Source organism: Streptomyces huasconensis (genome assembly GCF_021028635.1).
GTDB classification, from domain to species: domain Bacteria; phylum Actinomycetota; class Actinomycetes; order Streptomycetales; family Streptomycetaceae; genus Streptomyces; species Streptomyces huasconensis.
Genome location: NZ_CP086119.1, coordinates 3,110,001 through 3,129,405 on the forward strand (window position 1 = coordinate 3,110,001; position 19,405 = coordinate 3,129,405).

The window sequence follows — 19,405 nt, forward strand, 5'->3', positions numbered from 1 at the left end:
AGGGCGGTGCGGCGTGTGCGCGGGCCGGGGTCGATCACGGTCCAGCCGAGCCGCAGTCCCGTGCCCGCGGCTACGAAGACGGCGGTCAGCTCCAAGAGACCGTGGGGCAGGACCAGACCGAGGAAGGTGTCGAGCCGGCCGGCCGAGGACATCAGGCCGATGCCAACCCCGAGGTTGAGCATGTTCTGGAAGAGGACCCAGAGGACGGGGAAGCACAGGAAGGCCCCCAGGACGAGGCACATGGCGGCGGCCTGGGCGTTGTTCGTCCAGACCTGGGCCGCGAAGGACGCTGCCGGGTGGCTGGAGTAGTAGGTCTCGTACTGGCCACCGGGGCGGGTGAGCTCGCGCAGCTCGCTGGGGGCGGCGATCGAGGACTGGACCTCGGGGTGCGTGCCGATCCACCAGCCGATGAGCGCGGCGAGGGCCGTCGAGAGCAGCGCGGTCGGGACCCACCAGTGGCGGCAGCGGTAGACCGCTGCCGGGAAGCCGTGCGTCAGGAAGCGGGTCACGTCGCGCCAGGAGGCGCGGCGGGTGCCGGTCACGGCGCTGCGCGCGCGTGCCACGAGGTGGGTCAGGCGGCCGGTGAGCTGGGGGTCCGGTGCGCTGGACTGGATCAGGGAGAGGTGGGTGGCGGCACGCTGGTAGAGGGTGACGAGTTCGTCGGCCTCTGCTCCGGAGAGGCGGCGTTGGCGGCGCAGCAGGGCTTCCAGGCGGTCCCACTCGGCTCGGTGGGCGGACACGAAGACGTCGAGGTCCATCGGACGGCTGCTCCTCGTACTGCGGCGCGTGGCAGTTCAGCTTGGCAGACTGGCCAGTCCCAGGGCAGGGCAGGAAGGGCGGCGGGCGTGAGTGAGCTTGTGACGGGCGAGGCGGTGGCGCTGGAGCTGCGTCCCGCGAAGCTGCCGAGCCGGGCGCTGGCCGTGCTCATCGACCTGGTCGTGGCGTGGGCGCTCTATCTCGCGGTGACGGTCGGGATCATCGCTTCGACGTCCTCGTTGGATGACGCCGCCGCTGCCGCGGTCGCGGTCGCCAGTTTCGTACTCATTCCGGTCGGGGGCCCCATCGCGGTGGAGACGCTCAGTCATGGGCGGTCGCTGGGGAAGCTGGCCTGTGGGTTGCGGGTGGTGCGGGACGACGGCGGGCCGATCCGGTTCCGGCACGCGTTGGTGCGGGGGGCCCTCGGAGTCGTCGAGATTCTGCTGACCTTCGGGGTCGTGGCGTGTATCGCGTCGCTGGTGTCCGCGCGCGGGCGGCGGCTCGGGGACGTGTTCGCGGGGACCCTGGTGGTGCGCGAGCGGGTTCCCGCGGGGCGGGCCGCTTTTGTGCCTCCGCCGCCGCCCTGGTTGATGGGGCGGTTCTCGGGGCTCGATCTGTCCGGGGTTCCGGAGGGGCTGTGGCTCGCCATCCGGCAGTACCTGACGCGGATGGGGCAGCTGGACCCGCAGGTGAGCTGGGCGATGGCGGAGCGGTTGGCCGGGGATCTGGCGGAGCGTACGGGGGCTCCGGCGCCTCATGGGGTGCCGCCGGCCGCGTACCTGGCGGCTGTGGTGCACGAGCGGCAGGCGCGGGACGCGCGGCGGGCCTTCGGCGGGGCGGCGCTCGCCGATGGCGGGGCCGCGGTCACTGGCGGTGGGGCTGCGTCTGGCCACGGTTCTGCGTACGGCGGTGGGGTTGCTGCTCCGCTTCCGCCGCGCTCCGCCGCTCCGGATGCCGTTCCGGCGCCGGAGCCGCGTGGGGGCGCTGGGGCCGCGCGGCCGACCACGGGGTTCGTGCCGCCCACTTAGCCGGTCAGGGCGGGCGAAGGGCGTCAGGCGAAGGTCGAGGGTGGCGTCTCGAGGTGCTCCAGTTCGACGCCGGGGGCCGAGAGGACGACGTCGCCGGTGATGTGGACCGGGTGCTGTTCGCCGGTGTCCAGGGCTGTGACCTGGTATTCGTCGACGATCAGCGGGCCGTTGTCAGTGGCGTGTGCTTCGCTTTTCAGCAGGGCCCAGGACTGGTCGAGGGTGCGGGGGGCGAGGACCGGGTCCGTGAAGGCGACCAGACGGATGCGGGTCGCGGGGGAAGCGGGGGTCAGGCGCAGGAGCCGGGCCGTCGCGATGAGGAAGGCGGGGGAGGTGCCGGTGAAGGCGTGGGCAGGTGCGTTGTCCTCGGTGGCGTGGGCGCCGGTGGGGTCGGTGCGTACCCAGGTGACGCCGTTGAGGGCGGCGGCGCGGACCTGCCAGTCGCCCGCGTGCAGTTCGAGGCGGATGGGGCGGCCCCGGTCGTCGAGGGCGAGGTCGACGGAGCCCGCGGGGGTGCCGGAGGGGGTGGTGCGCTGGGAGACGTAGCGCCAGCCGGAGGGGCCGGGCGCGCAGTGGAAGTGTTCTTCGCCGAGGGGGGTGTGATCGTGTGGATCGTGGAGCGAATAACGGCCGCGGGGCATGGGCTGGGGTCCTCTGAGGCAAAGGGGGCAGGCCCCCGCCGCGGGGGCGAGGGCCTGCTGGGGTCGTGCTGACCGATGACCGGTCGGGATGTCAGTAGCGGTAGTGGTCGGGCTTGAACGGGCCCTCTACCTCGACGCCGATGTACGCGGCCTGCTCGGGGCGGAGCTTGGTGAGCTTCACGCCGAGTGAGTCCAGGTGGAGGCGGGCGACCTTCTCGTCCAGGTGCTTGGGGAGCACGTAGACGTCGATCGGGTACTCCTCCTGCTTGGTGAACAGCTCGATCTGGGCCAGGGTCTGGTCCGCGAACGAGTTGGACATCACGAAGGACGGGTGGCCGGTGGCGTTGCCCAGGTTGAGCAGGCGGCCCTCGGACAGCACGATCAGGACCTTGCCGTCGGGGAACGTCCAGGTGTGGACCTGCGGCTTGACCTCGTCCTTGACGATGCCGGGGATGGCGGCCAGGCCGGCCATGTCGATCTCGTTGTCGAAGTGGCCGATGTTGCCCACGATCGCCTGGTGCTTCATCTTGGCCATGTCGGAGGCCATGATGATGTCCTTGTTGCCGGTCGTGGTGATGAAGATGTCGGCCTTGTCGACGACCTCGTCCAGCGTCGTGACCTGGTATCCGTCCATCGCCGCCTGGAGCGCGCAGATCGGGTCGATCTCGGTGATGATCACGCGGGCGCCCTGGCCGCGCAGAGACTCGGCGCAGCCCTTGCCCACGTCGCCGTAGCCGCAGACGACGGCGGTCTTGCCGCCGATCAGGACGTCCGTGGCGCGGTTGATGCCGTCGATCAGCGAGTGGCGGCAGCCGTACTTGTTGTCGAACTTCGACTTCGTCACGGCGTCGTTCACGTTGATCGCCGGGAAGAGCAGCGTGCCGTCACGGTGCATCTCGTAGAGGCGGTGGACGCCGGTCGTGGTCTCCTCGGTCACGCCGCGGATTTCCGAGGCGAGCTGGGTCCACTTCTGCGAGCCCTCGGTGATGGTGCGGTTGAGGAGCTCCAGGATGACGCGGTGCTCGTCGTTCTCGGCGGTGTCGACGGACGGGACCTTGCCGTCCTTCTCGTACTCGACGCCCTTGTGGACCAGGAGCGTGGCGTCGCCGCCGTCGTCCAGGATCATGTTCGGGCCGCCGGTGGGGGTGTTCGGCCAGGTCAGGGCCTGCTCCGTGCACCACCAGTACTCCTCCAGGGTCTCGCCCTTCCAGGCGAAGACCGGGACGCCCTGGGGGTTGTCCGGGGTGCCGTTCGGGCCGACGGCGATGGCCGCGGCGGCGTGGTCCTGGGTGGAGAAGATGTTGCAGGAGGCCCAGCGGACCTCGGCGCCGAGGGCGACCAGGGTCTCGATGAGCACGGCGGTCTGCACGGTCATGTGCAGCGAGCCGGTGACACGGGCGCCGGCGAGCGGCTGGGTGGCGGCGTACTCCTTGCGGATCGCCATCAGGCCGGGCATCTCGTGCTCGGCGAGGGTGATCTCCTTGCGGCCGAACTCGGCGAGGGAGAGGTCGGCGACCTTGAAGTCCTGGCCGTTGGTGGCAGTCGTCATGAGTGAGCTGGCTCCTCGTGGGGTTGGTCGAGGGTGGGCATGGCTGACCTGCGGCGTCGGGTACAAGGGTGCACCGCACCGACGCGCGCAGCGCAGTCCGTCGGAGGCCCTCTCTCCCTCGGCCGGTCCGTGCGTGGACCGCCCGACCGCCATCAGCAGCGACGTCTGGCTCAGCCTCAAAGCTACACCGGGTGGGGCGACCAACCCCAGCCCGCCTCCGGGCCCGGCATCACCGGCGGACCGGCCGCCGGAACGGGAGGAGAGGGGCATCTCGGTTTCTGGGCGGGCGGCGGGCGCGCCTCTGGGCGTGCGGCGACCGGGCACCTGGGCGGGCGGCGACCGGGCGTTCGGGGGTGCGGCGAGCGTGCTTCTGGGCGTGCGAGGGCCGCGCTTTTAAGACATGCGGCGAGCCGCGCTTCCGGCCGTGCGAGGGCCGCGCTTCTGGGCCATGCGGCGAGCGTGCTTCTGGGCGTCTGCGGGTCGCGCTTGCGGGCGCGCGGCGCGCCCGCTTCCGGGCGTGCGGCCAGTTCGCTCTTGGGCGCGCGATCGTGGCGGTGCTGGGGGCCATCGGTGGCGTACCGATGTTCTTCGTGGCCGTGGCCATCGGGACGGTCGTCACGGTGACGCTCATCGACCTCGGTGAGCGCAGGCGGCGCGGGGAGGACGTGGTCCGCGGGTCGGTGGGGCCGGGTGGGCCCGAGCCGGTGTTCGCGGGGGCCGGGGTGGCCTCCGGGGGTGCGGCGGTCGGCGCGGGGGCGTTGGGGAAGGAGCGGTCGGTGACGGCTGCGGCTTCCTCGGCGGAGGCGGCGACTACGGAGGCACCGGCTGTGAAGGCACCCGCCGCGGTGGCGTCGGCCGAGCAGGCACCCGTTGCCGTGGCGTCGGCCGAGGAGGCACCCACTGCGGACCCGACCGCTGCCGTGGCGGAGCCCCCGGCCGACGAGGTCCTCTCCGGTTACCTCACCGAACAGACCGTGAAGGTCCGCCTGGCGGCTCGCGACAAGGAGGACGCGATCCGCGAGATGGCCGCGCTGCTCGCCGCCACGGGCAAGGTCGACGACGTGGAGGAGCTGGTGCGCACCGCCCTGCGGCGCGAGGAGCAGGGCACCACCGGGCTCGGCGAGGAGATCGCCATCCCGCACGCGAAGACCGACGCGGTGAGCGCCCCGGTCGTCGGGTTCGCGCGCTCGGCGGAGGGCATCGAGTGGGGCTCCCTGGACGGGACCAAGGCCAAGCTGATCTTCATGATCTCCGTACCGGAGGCGGCCGCCGGGGACGAGCATCTGCGGATTCTGGCGCTGCTCTCGCGGAAGCTGATGGACACGGGCTTCCGGGAGCGGCTGGAGGCAGCGCCGGACGACGCCTCGGTCCTCGATGTGCTGCGTGAGGTGCGGTAGGGGGCTTGGCGGCTTCGCCTGGCCGGGGGGAGCAGGGCCTCCGCGCTTTGCCTGCGCGTGGGCCCAGCGGGTCCGACGAGAGCCACACCCCCGGATGCGCCGATGGGGCCCCGCACCATGCCCGGTGCGGGGCCCCATCGGCGTACGTACGCCTGTCCGGACAGCCAGACGGCCAGACAGCCGCACGGCCAGACAGCCAGGCAGACCAGCCGGGCGTCAGCCGCCCTAAGTCGTCGTCGGCTTCGCCGGATTCGTGGCGCCCGCCGCTGCCGACTCGCTGTAGATGTCCGGCTCCAGGTAGATCACGCGGGCGATCGGGACCGCCGCGCGGATGCGGTCCTCGGCGGAGTTGATCGCGGCGGCCACCTCGGCGGCCGTGTCGTCGTGCTGGACGGCGATCTTGGCGGCGACGAGCAGCTCCTCGGGGCCGAGGTGGAGCGTGCGCATGTGGATGACCTTGGTGACCGTGTCGCCGTCGACCAGGGCCTTCTCGATCTTGGCGACCTCCTCCGTGCCCGCGGCCTCGCCGAGCAGCAGCGACTTGGTCTCCGCGGCGAGGATGATCGCGATGGCGATGAGCAGGATGCCGATGCAGAGGGTGCCGATGCCGTCCCAGACGCCGTCGCCGGTGGCGAGGGCCAGGCCGACGCCGCACAGGGCGAGGATCAGGCCGACCAGCGCGCCGAGGTCCTCCAGGAGGACGACCGGCAGCTCGGGGGCCTTCGCGCGGCGGACGAACTGCGTCCAGGAGAGGTTGCCGCGCAGCTGGTTGGACTCCTTGATGGCCGTCCGGAAGGAGAAGCTCTCCGCGATGATCGCGAAGACCAGGACGCCGACCGGCCAGTACCAGTGGTCGATCTCGTGCGGGTGCTTGATCTTCTCGTAGCCCTCGTAGATCGCGAACATGCCGCCGACCGAGAAGAGGACGATCGAGACGAGGAAGGCGTAGATGTAGCGCTCGCGGCCGTAGCCGAAGGGGTGTTGCGGGGTCGCCTCGCGCTGGGCCTTCTTGCCGCCGACGAGCAGCAGCCCCTGGTTGCCGGAGTCGGCGAGCGAGTGGACGCTCTCGGCGAGCATCGAGGACGAGCCGCTGAAGATGAACGCGACGAATTTCGCCACCGCGATCGCGAGGTTCGCGGCGAGTGCCGCGACGATCGCCTTTGTTCCGCCTGACGCGCTCATAAGTGCCGGGGGTCCCTTCGCCTTCGTGTGTGGTCGGCCATCGCGGGCGGGCCGTGCTCCGGTGCTCTGTCCGGTTGCTTTGCCCGTCCTTTGCGGTGGGTCATTGTTGCAGCACAGGAGGGTGCTGGTGCGTCAGGCCACCACAGTGGCCCGGAAAACCGTGCCCACTCCGGACACTTCCGCCTTTTCTCCCGCTGGGACGAATACGGACTGGCCGGGCGTCAGGGGCAGTTCGCCCGCGTGGACCGTCCCCGCGGTGCAGAGCAGGATCTGCGGGGTGGTGGCGGTGAGGTCGTGCGGGGCGGCGCCTCCGGGCAGGACGAAGCGGGAGAGGCGGAACTCGTCGATCGGGGTTTCGTAGACCTCTTCGCCGGCCGGTGTCGCCTCGGGGCGCAGGACGCCCGGGTCGGTCGGCTCGAAGCGGACGACGCGCAGGAGTTCGGGTACGTCGACGTGCTTGGGGGTCAGGCCGCAGCGCAGGACGTTGTCGGAGTTGGCCATGATCTCGACGCCGAGGCCGTCGAGGTAGGCGTGCGGGACGCCGGCGCCGAGGAACAGGGCTTCGCCGGGCTGGAGTCGTACGTGGTTGAGGAGCATCGCGGCGATGACTCCGGGGTCGCCCGGGTAGTGGTGGGCGATGCCGGCGTACGGGGCGTAGGGGCCGCCGAGGCGCTGGGCGGCGGCGGTGACCGCGGTGCCGGTCTCGGCCATCTGTTCGGGGTCGGCGGTCAGTACGGCCGTCAGGACCTCGCGCAGGGCGGCGTCCTCGGGGTGGGCGCGCAGCAGGTCGACGTACGGCTTGAGGGAGTCGACGCCGAGGGCCTCCAGGAGGTCGGCGGTCTCGGCGGGGGCGCGGAAGCCGCACAGGCCGTCGAACTCCGTGAGGGCGCAGATCAGTTCGGGCTTGTGGTTGGCGTCCTTGTAGTTGCGGTGCGGGGCGTCCAGGGGGACGCCGCGGCTCTCCTCGTCCGCGTAGCCCTCCTTCGCCTGGGCGAGGTCGGGGTGCACCTGGAGCGAGAGCGGGGCGCCCGCGGCGAGGATCTTGAGGAGGAAGGGCAGGCGCGGGCCGAACTTGGCGACCGCCCGCGGGCCGAGTTCGCGCTCCGGGTCCGCCTCGATGACCCGGTCGAGCGCGCCGCGCCCGGTGCCCGAGGGTGCCCCGGGGTGGGCGCCCATCCACATCTCGGCCTGCGGCTCACCGCTCGGCTCGACGCCGAGCAGCTCCGCGATGGCGGTGGTGGAACCCCAGGCGTAGGGGCGGATGGTGTTGCTGAGGCGGTCCACGGAGGGGTGCTCCCTTACTGCGTACGCGAATGCTGAACTGCCGGCGGTCCGGCCGGCGTGGCCGGGGCCGGAGCGGTCATGATCGGCCCCCGGAGGCGAGCGCCAGGTAAACGGCGGCGAAATCCGTGACGGCGATCAGCTCCGCGAGCGCCTCCAGTTCGTCGGTCGCCTCCGGTTCCAGTTCGCTGAGGGCGACGTCGTGGCCGTGCGCCAGTTCGCGGGCGGCGGGCGCCGCGGTGAGGCCGCCCAGGTCCACCGGGCGGTCGCGGAGCAGCACCACGCGGGCGCGCAGGGCCGCCTGGTCGTCGACGCGGTCGCGGAAGAAGTCGTCGGCGTCGCCGCCTGCGGGGTTGCCCGCGAGGAGGGCGCCGTGGGCGGGCAGGGCTTCGGGCAGCTCGGCGGCGAGGGCCGCGTGCCCGGCCAGTTCGGCGAGGGTGGCGGCGAAGCGGCGGCCCGCGACTCCCGCGGACTGGCCCTCGGTCCAGATGAGCGGGAGCGCGTCGGCCAGCTCGGCGGCGAGCGTCTTGGCGGGGTTGCTGTACGTCCCGATGGCCGGACCGCAGCGTTCCGCGACACGGTCGAGGCGGTCGGCGACCTTCTGGAGGGTGTCGACGGGGGCGGTGATCAGGCCGGTGCGGTCCAGGAGGACGAGGAGCGGGACGATCAGGGCCCACAGGGTGCAGGGGGCGCCGGGCGCGGCTTCGTCCTCGACGCGGCGTGCCTCGTACGAGGCGGCCTCGCGGGTGGCTTCGTCGTGCGCGCCTTCGTAGGCACCGTAGGGCGAGGTGGCCAGGGGGACGGTGAGGCCGTGGCTGCCCTCCACGCTCTCCGCGAGGGGGGTGCGCGCGGGGGCGACGGCGACGACCGTGCAGCCGCGGCGGTACGCCTGCTCCGCGAGGAGGGAGAGGCCCGGTTCGGTGCCGTCCGGGGTGGCGAGGAGCAGCAGGTCCACCGGGCCGGCCCAGCCGGGCAGTGTCCAGCGCAGGGCGCCCGCGGCGGGGGCGACGCCGGTCGGGGCCAGGCGGACGACGGGGCAGGAGGCGCCCGCGAGGCCGTCGAGCAGGTCGGCGACGCAGACGGCCGCGGTGCCCGGGCCCGCGATCAGGATGGCGCGGGGGCGGCCGTCGGGTTTCAGTTCCGTCAGCCCGGCCTCGGCGGCGTGCCGGACGGCCGTGCGGACCCGGGCGCCCGCCTCGGCCGCGCCGCGCAGCAGTCCGCGGCGGTCGGCGCGGGCCAGCGCCTCGGGGTCGTCGAGCAAGGACTCGTCGAGCATGGGGTGCGGCCTCCGAATCGGCTGCGCGGCTTCCCGCGCACTGCTGGGTCGTGCCGGAGCGTATGCCCTGCGCGCGTGCCGTTACGCGGGGCGGCGGGCCTCGTCGACCAGGAGCACGGGGATGCCGTCGCGGACGGGGTAGGCGAGGCCGCACTCCTTGGCGTCCGCCGTGCAGATCAGCTCGCTGTCCGTCTCCTTGAGCGGGGCGTGGCAGGCCGGGCAGGCGAGGATCTCCAGGAGGCCGGCTTCGAGCGCCATGGGGTGGGTCCCTTCGAGCTGATGTGGTGAGGTTTTTTCCGCGGCCGCGCCGCGGTTCGCCGGGTCCTGCGAGGCGGGGCACCGCGGCCTCGTCGGTGCGGGATTCCGCGGCGTCGCCTCACAGGATGCGGCCTGGTCAGCCTACCTCCGTGGCAGACGGCCGGGTGGCCGTCAGCCGTGGATGATCCGTCAGCCGCGGATGATCGCGAGCGCCTCGTCGCGGACCTTGGCCATCGTGGCCTCGTCCCGCGCTTCGACGTTCAGCCGCAGGAGCGGCTCGGTGTTGGAGGCGCGGACGTTGAACCACCAGTCGGCGGCGGTCACCGTGAGCCCGTCCAGCTCGTCCAGCGTCACCCCGTCCTGCTCCGCGTACGCCGACTTGATGGCGGCCAGGCGGGCGGTCTGGTCGTCGACCGTGGAGTTGATCTCGCCGGAACCGGCGTAACGGTCGTACTGGGCGACGAGGGCGGACAGCGGGCCGTCCTGCTCGGCGAGGGCCGCCAGGACGTGGAGCGCGGCGAGCATGCCCGTGTCCGCGTTCCAGAAGTCCTTGAAGTAGTAGTGCGCGGAGTGCTCGCCGCCGAAGATCGCGCCGGTCCTGGCCATCTCCGCCTTGATGAAGGAGTGGCCCACGCGCGTGCGCACGGGCGTGCCGCCGTTCTCCTTGACGACCTCCGGGACCGACCAGGAGGTGATCAGGTTGTGGATGACCGTGCCGGAGCCGCCGTGCTTGGCCAGCTCGCGGGAGGCGACCAGGGCGGTGATGGCCGACGGGGAGACCGGGTCGCCGTTCTCGTCCACCACGAAGCAGCGGTCGGCGTCGCCGTCGAAGGCGATGCCCAGGTCGGCGCCCTCGGTGCGCACGCGCTCCTGGAGGTCCACGATGTTCGCCGGGTCGAGCGGGTTGGCCTCGTGGTTGGGGAAGGTGCCGTCCAGCTCGAAGTACATCGGGACCAGCTCCAGGGGCAGGCCCTCGAAGACGGTGGGGACGGTGTGCCCGCCCATGCCGTTGCCCGCGTCGACGACGACCTTCAGGCTGCGGTTGGCCCGCAGGTCGACCAGGCCCCGCAGGTGCGCGGCGTAGTCGGTCAGGGTGTCGCGCCGGGTGAGGGTGCCGGGCGTCGCGGCGGGCTCGGGGGCGCCGGTCTCGGACCAGCCCTCCACCAGGGCGCGGATCTCGGCGAGGCCGGTGTCCTGGCCGACCGGGGCCGCGCCCGCGCGGCACATCTTGATGCCGTTGTACTGGGCGGGGTTGTGCGAGGCGGTGAACATCGCGCCCGGCAGGTTCAGCGCGCCCGAGGCGTAGTACAGCTGGTCCGTCGAGCAGAGGCCGATCTCCGTGACGTCCACGCCACGGGCGGCCGCCCCGCGCGCGAAGGCCCGCGACAGGCCCGGCGACGAGGGGCGCATGTCGTGGCCGACCACGATCGCGTCCGCCTCCGTGACCTGTGCGAAGGCGGCTCCGAACAGTTCGGCCAGCGACTCGTCCCACTGGTCCGGGACCACCCCGCGAACGTCGTACGCCTTCACGATCTGGGACAGATCAGCAGTCACGGCCAACCCTCTCTACGAACTCTGCGAGTCATGTACCGGTACGTCGGTCACCCACGTCGGTCACCCCACGTCGGTCGTCCCAAACTACCCGCAACGACCGACAACGAACGGAGCGCGGGCGCCGGGCCACGGTCGGACGCCCGTCACGGCAGCATCCAGCCGAGCACGGGCGTGCTCTGCCCGACCACGATCAGGCACATCACGAGGAGCAGTCCGAGGCTCCAGGGCAGTACCTTGCGCAGCAGATCGCCCTCTTTCCCGGCGAGGCCGACGGCGGCGCACGCGATCGTCAGGTTCTGCGGGGAGATCATCTTTCCGAGGACGCCGCCCGAGCTGTTGGCGGCCGCGAGCAGCTCCGGCGAGAGCCCCGACTGCTGGGCCGCCGTCACCTGGAGGGCGCCGAAGAGGGCGTTGGCGGAGGTGTCGGAGCCGGTCACCGCGACGCCGAACCAGCCGAGCACCGGCGACAGGAAGGCGAGGCCCGCGCCCGCCGCCGCCACGTAGTGCCCGATCGTGGCGGCCTGCCCGGAGAGGTTCATGACGTACGCGAGGGCGAGAACGGACGTCACGGTGAGGAGCGCGAAGCGCAACTCGTGGACGGTGGCCGCCCATTCCCGTACCGCCACGCGCGCGTGCACCCCGATGACCGCCGCCGTGCCCACCCCGGCGAGCAGCACGAGCGTCCCGCCGGTCGCCACGAGCGGCAGCGAGAAGACGTTGCCGCCGACCGGGTCCCCCGAAGGGTCGCCCACGTTCAGGAAGGGCCAGTCGAACGTCCGTGTCGCCTGGGCGAGGACGTCCTTGACGGCCGGTATCTGGGCGAGGGAGAAGACGGCGACGATGAGGACGTAGGGGGCGTAGGCGCGCAGCACCTCGGGGCGCGGGTCGACGTGGTCGAGGTCGTCGCTGCGTACGCCGGTGAGGACCGCGGCGCGCACGGGCTCGGCGGCGGGCCTGCGCGCGTGCGGCACGGCCATCAGCGCGCCCGCGCCCGCCAGGGCCGCCCCGATGTCGGCGAGTTGCGCGGAGACGTAGTTGGAGGCCGCGAACTGGGCGAGGGCGAACGCTGATCCGCACGCCAGGGCCGGCACCCACGTCTCGCGCAGCCCGCGCCGCCCGTCCACGAGCCACACCAGGAGCAGCGGTACGACGAGCGCGAGCAGCGGCGTCTGGCGGCCGACGACCGTGGCGACGGTGTCCAGCGGAAGGCCCGTCACCTGGGCGAGCGTCACCACGGGGGTGCCCATGGCGCCGAAAGCCACGGGCGCGGTGTTGGCGACGAGGGCGACGACCGCAGCGCGCACCGGGTCGAAGCCGAGGGCGACGAGCATGACCGCGCTGATCGCGACGGGTGCCCCGAAGCCGGCGAGGGCCTCCAGGAGCGCCCCGAAGCAGAAGGCCACCACGAGGGCCTGCACGCGCGGGTCGTCGGAGAGCCGCCCGAAGGAGCGGCGCAGGACGTCGAAGTGCCGGGTGCGGACGGTCATGCGGTACACCCACAGGGCGTTGACGACGATCCACAGGATGGGGAAAAGCCCGAAAAGGGCTCCTTGCGCGGCGCTGGAGGCGGTCTGGCCGAGCGGCATGCCGTACGCGAGCCAGGCGACGAGGACGGCGACCGCGAGACCGATGAGGCCTGCCCGGTGGGCCTTCATGCGGACGGCGCCGAGCAGGACGAGGACGGTCAGGAGGGGCAGGGTCGCGACGAGCGCGGACAGGCCGAGGGAGCCGGCCACGGGCTCCAGTTGCTGCACGTACACGGAACGCCTCCCGGGCTGTGGGGTGGCGAAATCGTCAGGGCCTCGGTGAACGGGCGTCAACGTGCGGGACGGGGAAGATCCGGTGAAGGGGCGTCAGGCTCCGCTACGGGCGCCTCGGGGCCCGCTGCGGCGGGGTCAGGACTCGGGTGAGCGCAGCACGCGGAGGTGTCCGCGGCGCGCGACCTCCATGGGGTCCGTCCTGCGGCTGCCGCCGCCCTCGGCCGCGCGCTCCTGGGGGCGGGCCGCCTCGCGCACGGCGTTGGCGAGCGCTTCGAGGTCGTCGCCCGAGGGGCGGGCCGGGCCGGAGGCGTCGGCGAGCCGGACGACCTCCCAGCCGCGGGGCGCGGTGAGGCGCTCGGAGTGCTCGGCACACAGGTCGTAGCAGTGGGGTTCGGCGTAGGTGGCGAGGGGGCCGAGGACCGCGGTCGAGTCGGCGTAGACGTACGTCAGCGTCGCGACGGCGGGACGGCCGCAAGCGGTGCGCGAACAGCGACGTACAGGGCTCACGACGTTGGACGGTACCGCACTCTTGAGCGGGCCGCGACGACTCTCCCTCAGCTCACTCCACCGTGTCGTGCCGTGCCTCTCGCGTCGGTGTGACGCGAGAGGACCGCGTTGACCTGCGCAGATGCCAGTGACTGGAGGGACAGGTGGTGTTGAATCCGGTCACCACATGGCGTGAATCACGTCATTCGGCGCGAGCCCGACGGTCCAGGAGAGATACGGAATCGAGTCCAAGCCAGTCAGGAACGGTCAGGAAGCGACATGCCGCGCAGCGCCCGGAAAGGCCGACCCCGGGGACTACGCTTCATCAGTGATGGACGACCCCGTACAGCCCCGTTCCGCAGAACCGAGGCCCCGCCGCCGGGACCGCCACGGCAGAGGCATGCGCGGTCCCGTGGCGCCGCCGCAGGTACCGCTCTCCGCGAGCCGCGCCGAGGCCTTCACGGACCTCGTGCAGGACTCCGTGGAGCGGCTCGAGCGGCGCTGGCCCCAGCTCGCGGAGGTGGAGTTCCTGGTCCTGGAGGTCCCGCCGCTGGGCGGGTCCGACGGCGAGTGGCCGGACGAGGCGGTGCCGCTCGGCGGCTCCCTCTCGGCGGCCGAGGGGAAGCCGGCCCGCGTGATCATCTACCGGCGGCCGGTCGAGATCCGCACCAAGGGGCGCGACGAGCGTGCCGCCCTGGTGCACGAGGTGGTGGTCGAGCAGGTCGCCGATCTGCTGGGCCTCTCCCCGGAGTCGGTCGACCCGCGCTACGGCGACGAGGACTGACGCCCGCTCGCTCCGTCTCCCACTCCCCCGCGCCGGTTACCTCTGGAGCACCGTCAGATCCCGTTCCGCCTCCGGGACCGGGACCGACCCGCGATCGTCCGGCAGCGTCTGGATCGTGAACATCGGGATGCCGTCCTCGGGCAGGGCCAGCATCCGTGATCCGTAGACCTCGCCACCGGACACCGGCTCCACGGTCAGGGCGTACACGCCTTTGAGCCCGGCCGGGACCGGTGGCCGGGCGACCTCCAGGGTCGTGCCACCCTTGACCGTGTACGTCTTCGTGGCCGGCGTGCCGCCCTCCGTGCCCGCCGAGGCCGTGACCTTCACCTTCGCCGACTCCTCCGGGGCCACCAGGGAGAGCGTGGAGCCCTTGGCGCGGTTGTCGGCGGCCGTCGCGCGCGTGCCGACCGCGGCCGTCGCCGGGATGAACGCCGTCTCCTTGTCGCTGCCCTTGCCGCGGGTGACCCGCAGCGCCGCGACCACGGGCACCGCCTTGTCGGTCGGCGAGAGCAGCAGGGAACCCGCCTCGCCCTTGGTGACGTCACCGAGGTCCACGGCGGCCGTCATGCCCGCCTTGACGTGGAGGTTCTCGTGTCCGGCCGGGGTGAGGGTGCCGGTCGGCGAGGCCAACTGCACCTTGAGGTCGGCGTCGTCGGAGCCGGGCGCGAAGGCCACCAGACGCACCGACGTGGCGTCCTTCGGGATGCCGGGCAGGACCGCCGCGGGCGCCGGGTCGGCGGCGGCCGCCAGCCAGTCGCCGCCGGTCTTCTCGTCGGAGGACTGCACGGCGGCCGCGACCCGGCCGCTGCGCGCGGTCACGTGCATCGTGAGGTTCGGGTACTCCTTGTCGGCGAGCGTGGAGAGCAGCACCGGGACGCTGGAGTGCGGCTGGACCTGGATCGCCTCGCCGACCGGGGAGGTGACCTCGCCGTCGGGACCGAAGAGTTCCACGTCGACGACGGCCGCGGAGTCGTCGGGGTTCGTCAGGTGGATGTAGTCGCTGCGGCCCTTGGCGGTGCTCGTGCCCGGGAACCAGAAGTCCGTGTCGGGCGCGGTGCAGTTGGTGCCCTGGGCGCCGCGGCCGCTGCCCGCGGAGTACGTCGTGGTCTGCTGCACGGTCCAGCCGGGGGCGAGCGCGCCGTCGGCGGTGCCGATGAGCACGGGGGCCTCGGCGCCCGACTGCTCGCCGCCGACCGCCTCGCCCGGCGTGCGCTGGGTCAGGAAGGGCTTGGCCTTCTTGCCCTTGGCTCCGCCGTGCTGGGGCACGTCCGTCAGCTGCTTGGTGACGGGCACCAGTTCCGCCTTGCCGCCGCCTTCGGAGCCGCTCGTCTTCGGGGTGAAGGCGGTGTACGAGGTCTCGGCGAGGTCGGAGGCGCTGGGTGCCGGGCAGAGGAGGCTGGTGCGCTCCACGGGCAGCCGCGTGGCGGCCTTGGCGCCGTCGCCGTCCGTGCCGCCGGGGGCGCCGGCCGCGGCGTACCCGGTGACGGCGCCGAGCGCGACGACCACGGCGATCAGGGACTGGGTGGTGCGGTTCACTGCTGGCTCCCGTCGGGGCGCTCGCTGTCGGTGCCGTGGGGCGGCCGCGGGGGCGCCGGCGGCATCGGGGGGTGCTGCTCGTACGGCGCCTCTCCGTAGGAGTGGCCGTACTGCTGCTGGTCGCCTCCGTAGGCCCCGGCCGCTCCTCCGTAGGAGGCGTACGGGTCGTACTGGCCGTTCTGGTAGGGCTCCGACTGATATTGCGGCTGTTCATAGGCCCCGGCCTGGTACGGGCCGCCCTGGTACTGCTGTTCGCCGCCGTACGTGCCGTACTCGGCGCCCGCGCGGGCGGGTGCCTGTCCGTCGTCGTAGGACTGTGACGGTGTCTGCTGGTGCGGGACCGCGGCGAGGGGCTGCTCGGCGGGGGGCGGCGGCACGTCCTGGTCCGCCTCCTGCGCGGCCTGCTCGCTCTGGGCCCGCAGCCTGCGCGCCCTGCGGCCCTCGCCCTCGACCGCCTGGGCGGGGACGAGGGGCTCCTCGGGGAGGTCGTCGTCGACGTCGCGGCGCCGGCCGGGCAGGGCGAGCACCACGAGGACGAGGGCGAGCGCGCCCTGCGTCCACAGCCAGGCGGTGTGGCTCATGGGCGCTTCGAAGGTGACGTCCAGGTGGCCGCCGGTGGTGGGCAGCTCGAAGCCCTGCGCCCAGCCGTCGAGCGTGGTGCGGGACAGCGGGCGGCCGTCGAGGGTCGCCGTCCAGCCCGGGTCCGCGGAGTCGGCGAGGCGCAGCACGCGGCCCTCCGCCCCCGAGGGGATCTTCGTGTGCAGCTCGACGGGGCCCGCGGCGACGGGCTCCGGGTCGCCCGTCTTCGGGACGATGGCGGCGCGGGAGACCTGCCGGTCCACCCGCCACAGGGCGCTGCCGTCCTCCTGGCTGAGCCGGGTCAGCCCCGGTGTCGCGTCCAGGGTGCGGCTCATCTGGCGGGGGGCGCCTTCGCGTACGAGGACGTAGCGCACGGCGTAGCCGCCGAGCTGGTCGGCCTGGTCGGCGCCGGAGCCCGCGACGAGCCGGGCGACGATCTTGTCGAGCCCGGTGTCGGTGGCGGCCGCCGCGGTCAGTTCGGCGTCACCGAGGCGGGCGCCCGATCCCCGTACGAGCGTGTAGGAGACCTGGGCCGCCGAGTCGCTGTCGAGGACGAGGGTGCGGGCCTGGTCCTGCGTGCCGCTCTCCTCCGCGACGAACGCGGGGACCTGCACCGGGTCGCGCCGCTCCAGGGGGCCGTCGGCGCCGCGGATCATCCATCCGGCGGCGGCGAGCAGCGGTCCCGCGGCCGCGGCGAACGCGATGAGCGCGGCCACCGGCTGGCGCCAGCCGAAGCTCTGCTCGGCGACACGCGCGCGTGCCCCGTCGGCGCCGAGCGCGGCGGCGGCCAGGAGCGCGATGCCGTAGCCGAGGGTGGCGGGGCCGGCCCACGCCGAGCCGTTCGCCACGACGGCGAAGACCAGACAGACCAGGGCGGCCGCCCAGGCGGTCCGGATGGCGAGCTGCCGCTCGCCGCGCAGCAGGGCGCCGAGCGCGGCGAGGACGATGCCGATGAGCAGCAGTCCGTCCACGGTGCCGGGGCCGCCGGGGCTGGCGCCGAGCAGGTCGAACGCGCTCGCGGAACCCTGACCGAACTCCAGTCCCGCTTCCTTGAGGAAGCCGAAGGGCAGCAGCGTCAGCGACCAGGGGGCGAGGAGGAGCAGCGGCGTGCCGAGCGCCGCGAGGAACCGCAGTCCGTACGCGGTGATGTCGCGCAGACGCAGCACAAGGAGGGCGAGGCCGAGCACCAGGGCGATCGGCCAGACGATCGGCGTGAAGGCCGTGGCGAGCGTCAGCAGCAGCGCGTACGCCCACGTGGCCCGCCAGGTGCCGCGCGCGCCCTTGGCGGCCGTCAGCCCCGCGGCGGCGACGCCCGCGCGCGCGATGAGCGGCAGCAGGACGGCGAGGACGGCGGTGCCGACGCGGCCGCCCGCGAGCGCGCCGGTGGCGGCGGGCAGGAAGGCGTACGCGACGGAGACCCAGGCGCGCAGCAGGCGCGAGGTGACGAGCGGGCGCGAGGCGAAGTACGCGGCGAAGCCGGCCAGCGGCACGGAGCCGACGAGCAGCACGGTGACCGCGAGCCCGGTGGAGCCGAACAGCAGGGTGGACAGTCCGGCGACGAGTGCGAGGTAGGGCGGCGCGGTCTGGGTGCCGCCCGTGCCGACGGGGTGCCAGCCGTCCAGGTAGCGCGCCCAGAGGCCGGAGGAGTCGGCGGGGGCGGGCAGCAGCGCGCCGCCCGCGAGCGCCCCGCTGCCGAGCAGCGCGCGGCAGGCGATGAGCGAGACGAACAGGAGGACGACGAAGAGCACCGGGCCCGGTTTGCGGGCGATGCGCTTGAGGCGGGCGAACTGCTCGATCTCCAGGAAGTCGGCGTCGTCGCCACCGGGTCCGGACTCGACGGCGCCGTGGCGTCCGGCGCCCGCGGGGGCGTCCGCGTCGGAGCTGCCGACGAGGCTGCCCGCGGCCTGTTCGACGGTGGCCCGCACGGTGGCGCCGGGCGGCGGGAACAGGGCCCGCATCTCCCCCGCGTCGGGCACCGGCTTGCCGCGCTGCTTGCGTGCGGCCAGGAGCCGCCCGGGTCGCAGCAGCGTCACCAGGAGACCGGCGATCTCGTCGAGCGCCTGTCCGGGCGCCTTGCCGAGCAGATACGTGAGGGTGCGCAGGAGCGTGCCGAGGACGAGCCGGAAGAGCACCCACGGCAGGACCGCCGAGCGGGCGTTGACCAGCAGGGTGTAGGCGGCGCCCGCCTTGTCCACGCGGTGCGGCGACGTCGCCGTGCGGCCCACGCAGTCGACGGTGCGGCGCTCGCGGGAGGACGCCTCGGCGTGCCGGACGACGGCGTCGGGGGCGACGAGGACGCGGTGTCCCGCGGCGTTCGCGCGCCAGCACAGGTCGACGTCGTCGCGCATCAGCGGCAGGAAGCGGTCGAAGCCGCCGAGTTGTTCGTAGACGTCGCGGCGGATCAGCATGCCGGCGGTGGAGACGGAGAGGACGGGGCGCACGTGGTCGTGCTGGCCCTGGTCCTGTTCGCGGCGGTCGAGGCCGGTCCAGCGGCGGCCGCTGTTGGCGATGGAGACGCCGACTTCCAGCAGCTGCCTGCGGTCGTACCAGCCGCGGAGCTTGGGGCCGACGACGGCGACGTCCTTGCCCAGCTCGTGTTCGTTCTCCACGGCGCGCAGCAGTTCGGCGAGGGCTTCGGGCTCGGGTGCGCAGTCGTCGTGGAGCAGCCAGAGCCACTGCACGGGCTCGCCGTGCGGCAGGTCCGGCATGTCGTACGCCTCGTCGCGCCAGGTGCGGCTCACCGGGTCCCAGCCGCTGGGGCGCTTCAGGTACGGCAGCTCCTCGGGGGTGAGCACCTTGGCGCTGCGGACCGCCTCGTCGACGGCGGTGCCGAAGCCGGAGCGCCGGGCGAGGTGCAGCACGCGGTCGGCGCCGAGGGCCTCGGTGACCAGCCGGGCGGAGTCGTCCGCGCTGCCGGTGTCGGCGGCCACGGCCTGCTGCACGGGGCGCTCCTGGCCGAGCAGCCCGGCCAGGGCGTCGGGCAGCCAGCGGGCGCCGTCGTGGGAGACGAGGACGGCAGTCACGACGTGCCGCGGGAACTCAGGAGGGCGGGTCGGGTCGAACCCGGCGGCAGCGTCGTGATGGGCTGCCGGATGGCTGTGCACGGACATCGAGGTACGGGCCCCGGTTCGATGGACTGCGGTGGACGCCTGCGCCCTGCGGGGGCGCCGGGGCGTATCGGACGGGGCCCCACACTAACGGCTGGCACCAGGACGGCCCGCCGCCTGTGGATAACCCACGGGCGACGGGCCGTTCGTTGCGCAGCGGTTGCGGGAGATGTGTGCCGAATTGGCGGGACGGCTCCGGCGCGCGAGCGCGTCCGGTCACACCGCGGACTTCTC

The 19,405-nt window shown here is 73.3% G+C and carries 14 protein-coding genes and 1 pseudogene (1 of these 15 running past the window's edge); 3 read left to right on the plus strand and 12 right to left on the minus strand.

Going from position 1 to position 19,405, the window contains the following annotated elements; genetic code table 11:
- Positions 1-758, minus strand: partial view of a stage II sporulation protein M gene (locus J2N69_RS13975; protein WP_230901040.1) — the 5' portion only. It extends 250 nt beyond the left edge of the window; 758 of the gene's 1,008 nt are visible here — the first part of the coding sequence; the start codon lies at positions 756-758; the stop codon falls past the left edge of the window.
- An 87-nt stretch (positions 759-845) separates the two neighbouring features.
- On the opposite strand from J2N69_RS13975, the gene J2N69_RS13980 reads away from it, so the two are divergent.
- Complete coding sequence (locus J2N69_RS13980; protein WP_230901041.1) at positions 846-1,784, plus strand: RDD family protein; 939 nt, start codon at positions 846-848, stop codon at positions 1,782-1,784.
- Between the two features lie 23 nt (positions 1,785-1,807).
- On the opposite strand, the gene J2N69_RS13985 is transcribed toward J2N69_RS13980, so the two are convergent.
- Complete coding sequence (locus tag J2N69_RS13985; protein ID WP_230901042.1) at positions 1,808-2,422, minus strand: hypothetical protein; 615 nt, start codon at positions 2,420-2,422, stop codon at positions 1,808-1,810.
- A gap of 91 nt (positions 2,423-2,513) precedes the next feature.
- Positions 2,514-3,971 (minus strand): adenosylhomocysteinase, encoded by a 1,458-nt coding sequence (ahcY, locus tag J2N69_RS13990; protein ID WP_230901043.1) that lies wholly within the window; start codon positions 3,969-3,971, stop codon positions 2,514-2,516.
- 536 nt (positions 3,972-4,507) lie between these two features.
- Here ahcY and J2N69_RS13995 point away from each other — a divergent pair.
- Positions 4,508-5,368, plus strand: a pseudogene (locus J2N69_RS13995) (PTS sugar transporter subunit IIA); the annotation flags it as partial.
- Positions 5,369-5,593: 225 nt separating this feature from the next.
- Here the strand turns inward: J2N69_RS13995 and J2N69_RS14000 are convergent.
- The 7 genes from J2N69_RS14000 to J2N69_RS14030 form a co-directional block, all read right to left on the minus strand.
- Entirely contained in the window at positions 5,594-6,550 is a 957-nt protein-coding gene (locus J2N69_RS14000) for a cation diffusion facilitator family transporter (protein ID WP_230901044.1), read from the minus strand.
- Between the two features lie 132 nt (positions 6,551-6,682).
- Entirely contained in the window at positions 6,683-7,834 is a 1,152-nt protein-coding gene (manA, locus tag J2N69_RS14005) for a mannose-6-phosphate isomerase, class I (RefSeq protein ID WP_230901045.1), read from the minus strand.
- Between the two features lie 76 nt (positions 7,835-7,910).
- Positions 7,911-9,107: an SIS domain-containing protein gene (locus J2N69_RS14010; protein ID WP_230901046.1), complete on the minus strand. Its 1,197-nt coding sequence runs from the start codon at positions 9,105-9,107 to the stop codon at positions 7,911-7,913.
- 81 nt (positions 9,108-9,188) lie between these two features.
- Complete coding sequence (locus J2N69_RS14015) at positions 9,189-9,365, minus strand: Trm112 family protein (RefSeq protein ID WP_127912062.1); 177 nt, start codon at positions 9,363-9,365, stop codon at positions 9,189-9,191.
- 189 nt (positions 9,366-9,554) lie between these two features.
- The gene (locus tag J2N69_RS14020; protein ID WP_230901047.1) at positions 9,555-10,919 is read right to left on the minus strand and encodes a phosphomannomutase/phosphoglucomutase; all 1,365 of its coding nucleotides are present in this window, start codon (positions 10,917-10,919) and stop codon (positions 9,555-9,557) included.
- Positions 10,920-11,062: 143 nt separating this feature from the next.
- On the minus strand, positions 11,063-12,679 hold the full coding sequence (locus J2N69_RS14025) for an L-lactate permease (protein ID WP_230901048.1): 1,617 nt from the start codon (positions 12,677-12,679) through the stop codon (positions 11,063-11,065).
- A 135-nt stretch (positions 12,680-12,814) separates the two neighbouring features.
- A complete protein-coding gene (locus J2N69_RS14030; RefSeq protein ID WP_127912065.1) occupies positions 12,815-13,237 on the minus strand; it encodes a DUF3499 domain-containing protein in 423 nt (140 codons plus the stop codon).
- 259 nt (positions 13,238-13,496) lie between these two features.
- Between J2N69_RS14030 and J2N69_RS14035 the strand changes: the two genes are divergently transcribed.
- Positions 13,497-13,949, plus strand: coding sequence for a metallopeptidase family protein (locus tag J2N69_RS14035; RefSeq protein WP_230901049.1), 453 nt, complete (start codon positions 13,497-13,499; stop codon positions 13,947-13,949).
- A gap of 36 nt (positions 13,950-13,985) precedes the next feature.
- Here J2N69_RS14035 and J2N69_RS14040 read toward each other — a convergent pair whose 3' ends face one another.
- Positions 13,986-15,485 carry a DUF5719 family protein gene (locus J2N69_RS14040; RefSeq protein WP_230901050.1) on the minus strand — a complete coding sequence of 500 codons (1,500 nt, stop codon included), beginning with the start codon at positions 15,483-15,485 and terminating at the stop codon, positions 13,986-13,988.
- Positions 15,482-19,174, minus strand: coding sequence for a glycosyltransferase family 2 protein (locus tag J2N69_RS14045; protein ID WP_230901051.1), 3,693 nt, complete (start codon positions 19,172-19,174; stop codon positions 15,482-15,484). Before J2N69_RS14045 ends, J2N69_RS14040 begins: the two co-directional genes overlap by 4 nt.
- Positions 19,175-19,405 lie beyond the last annotated feature (231 nt).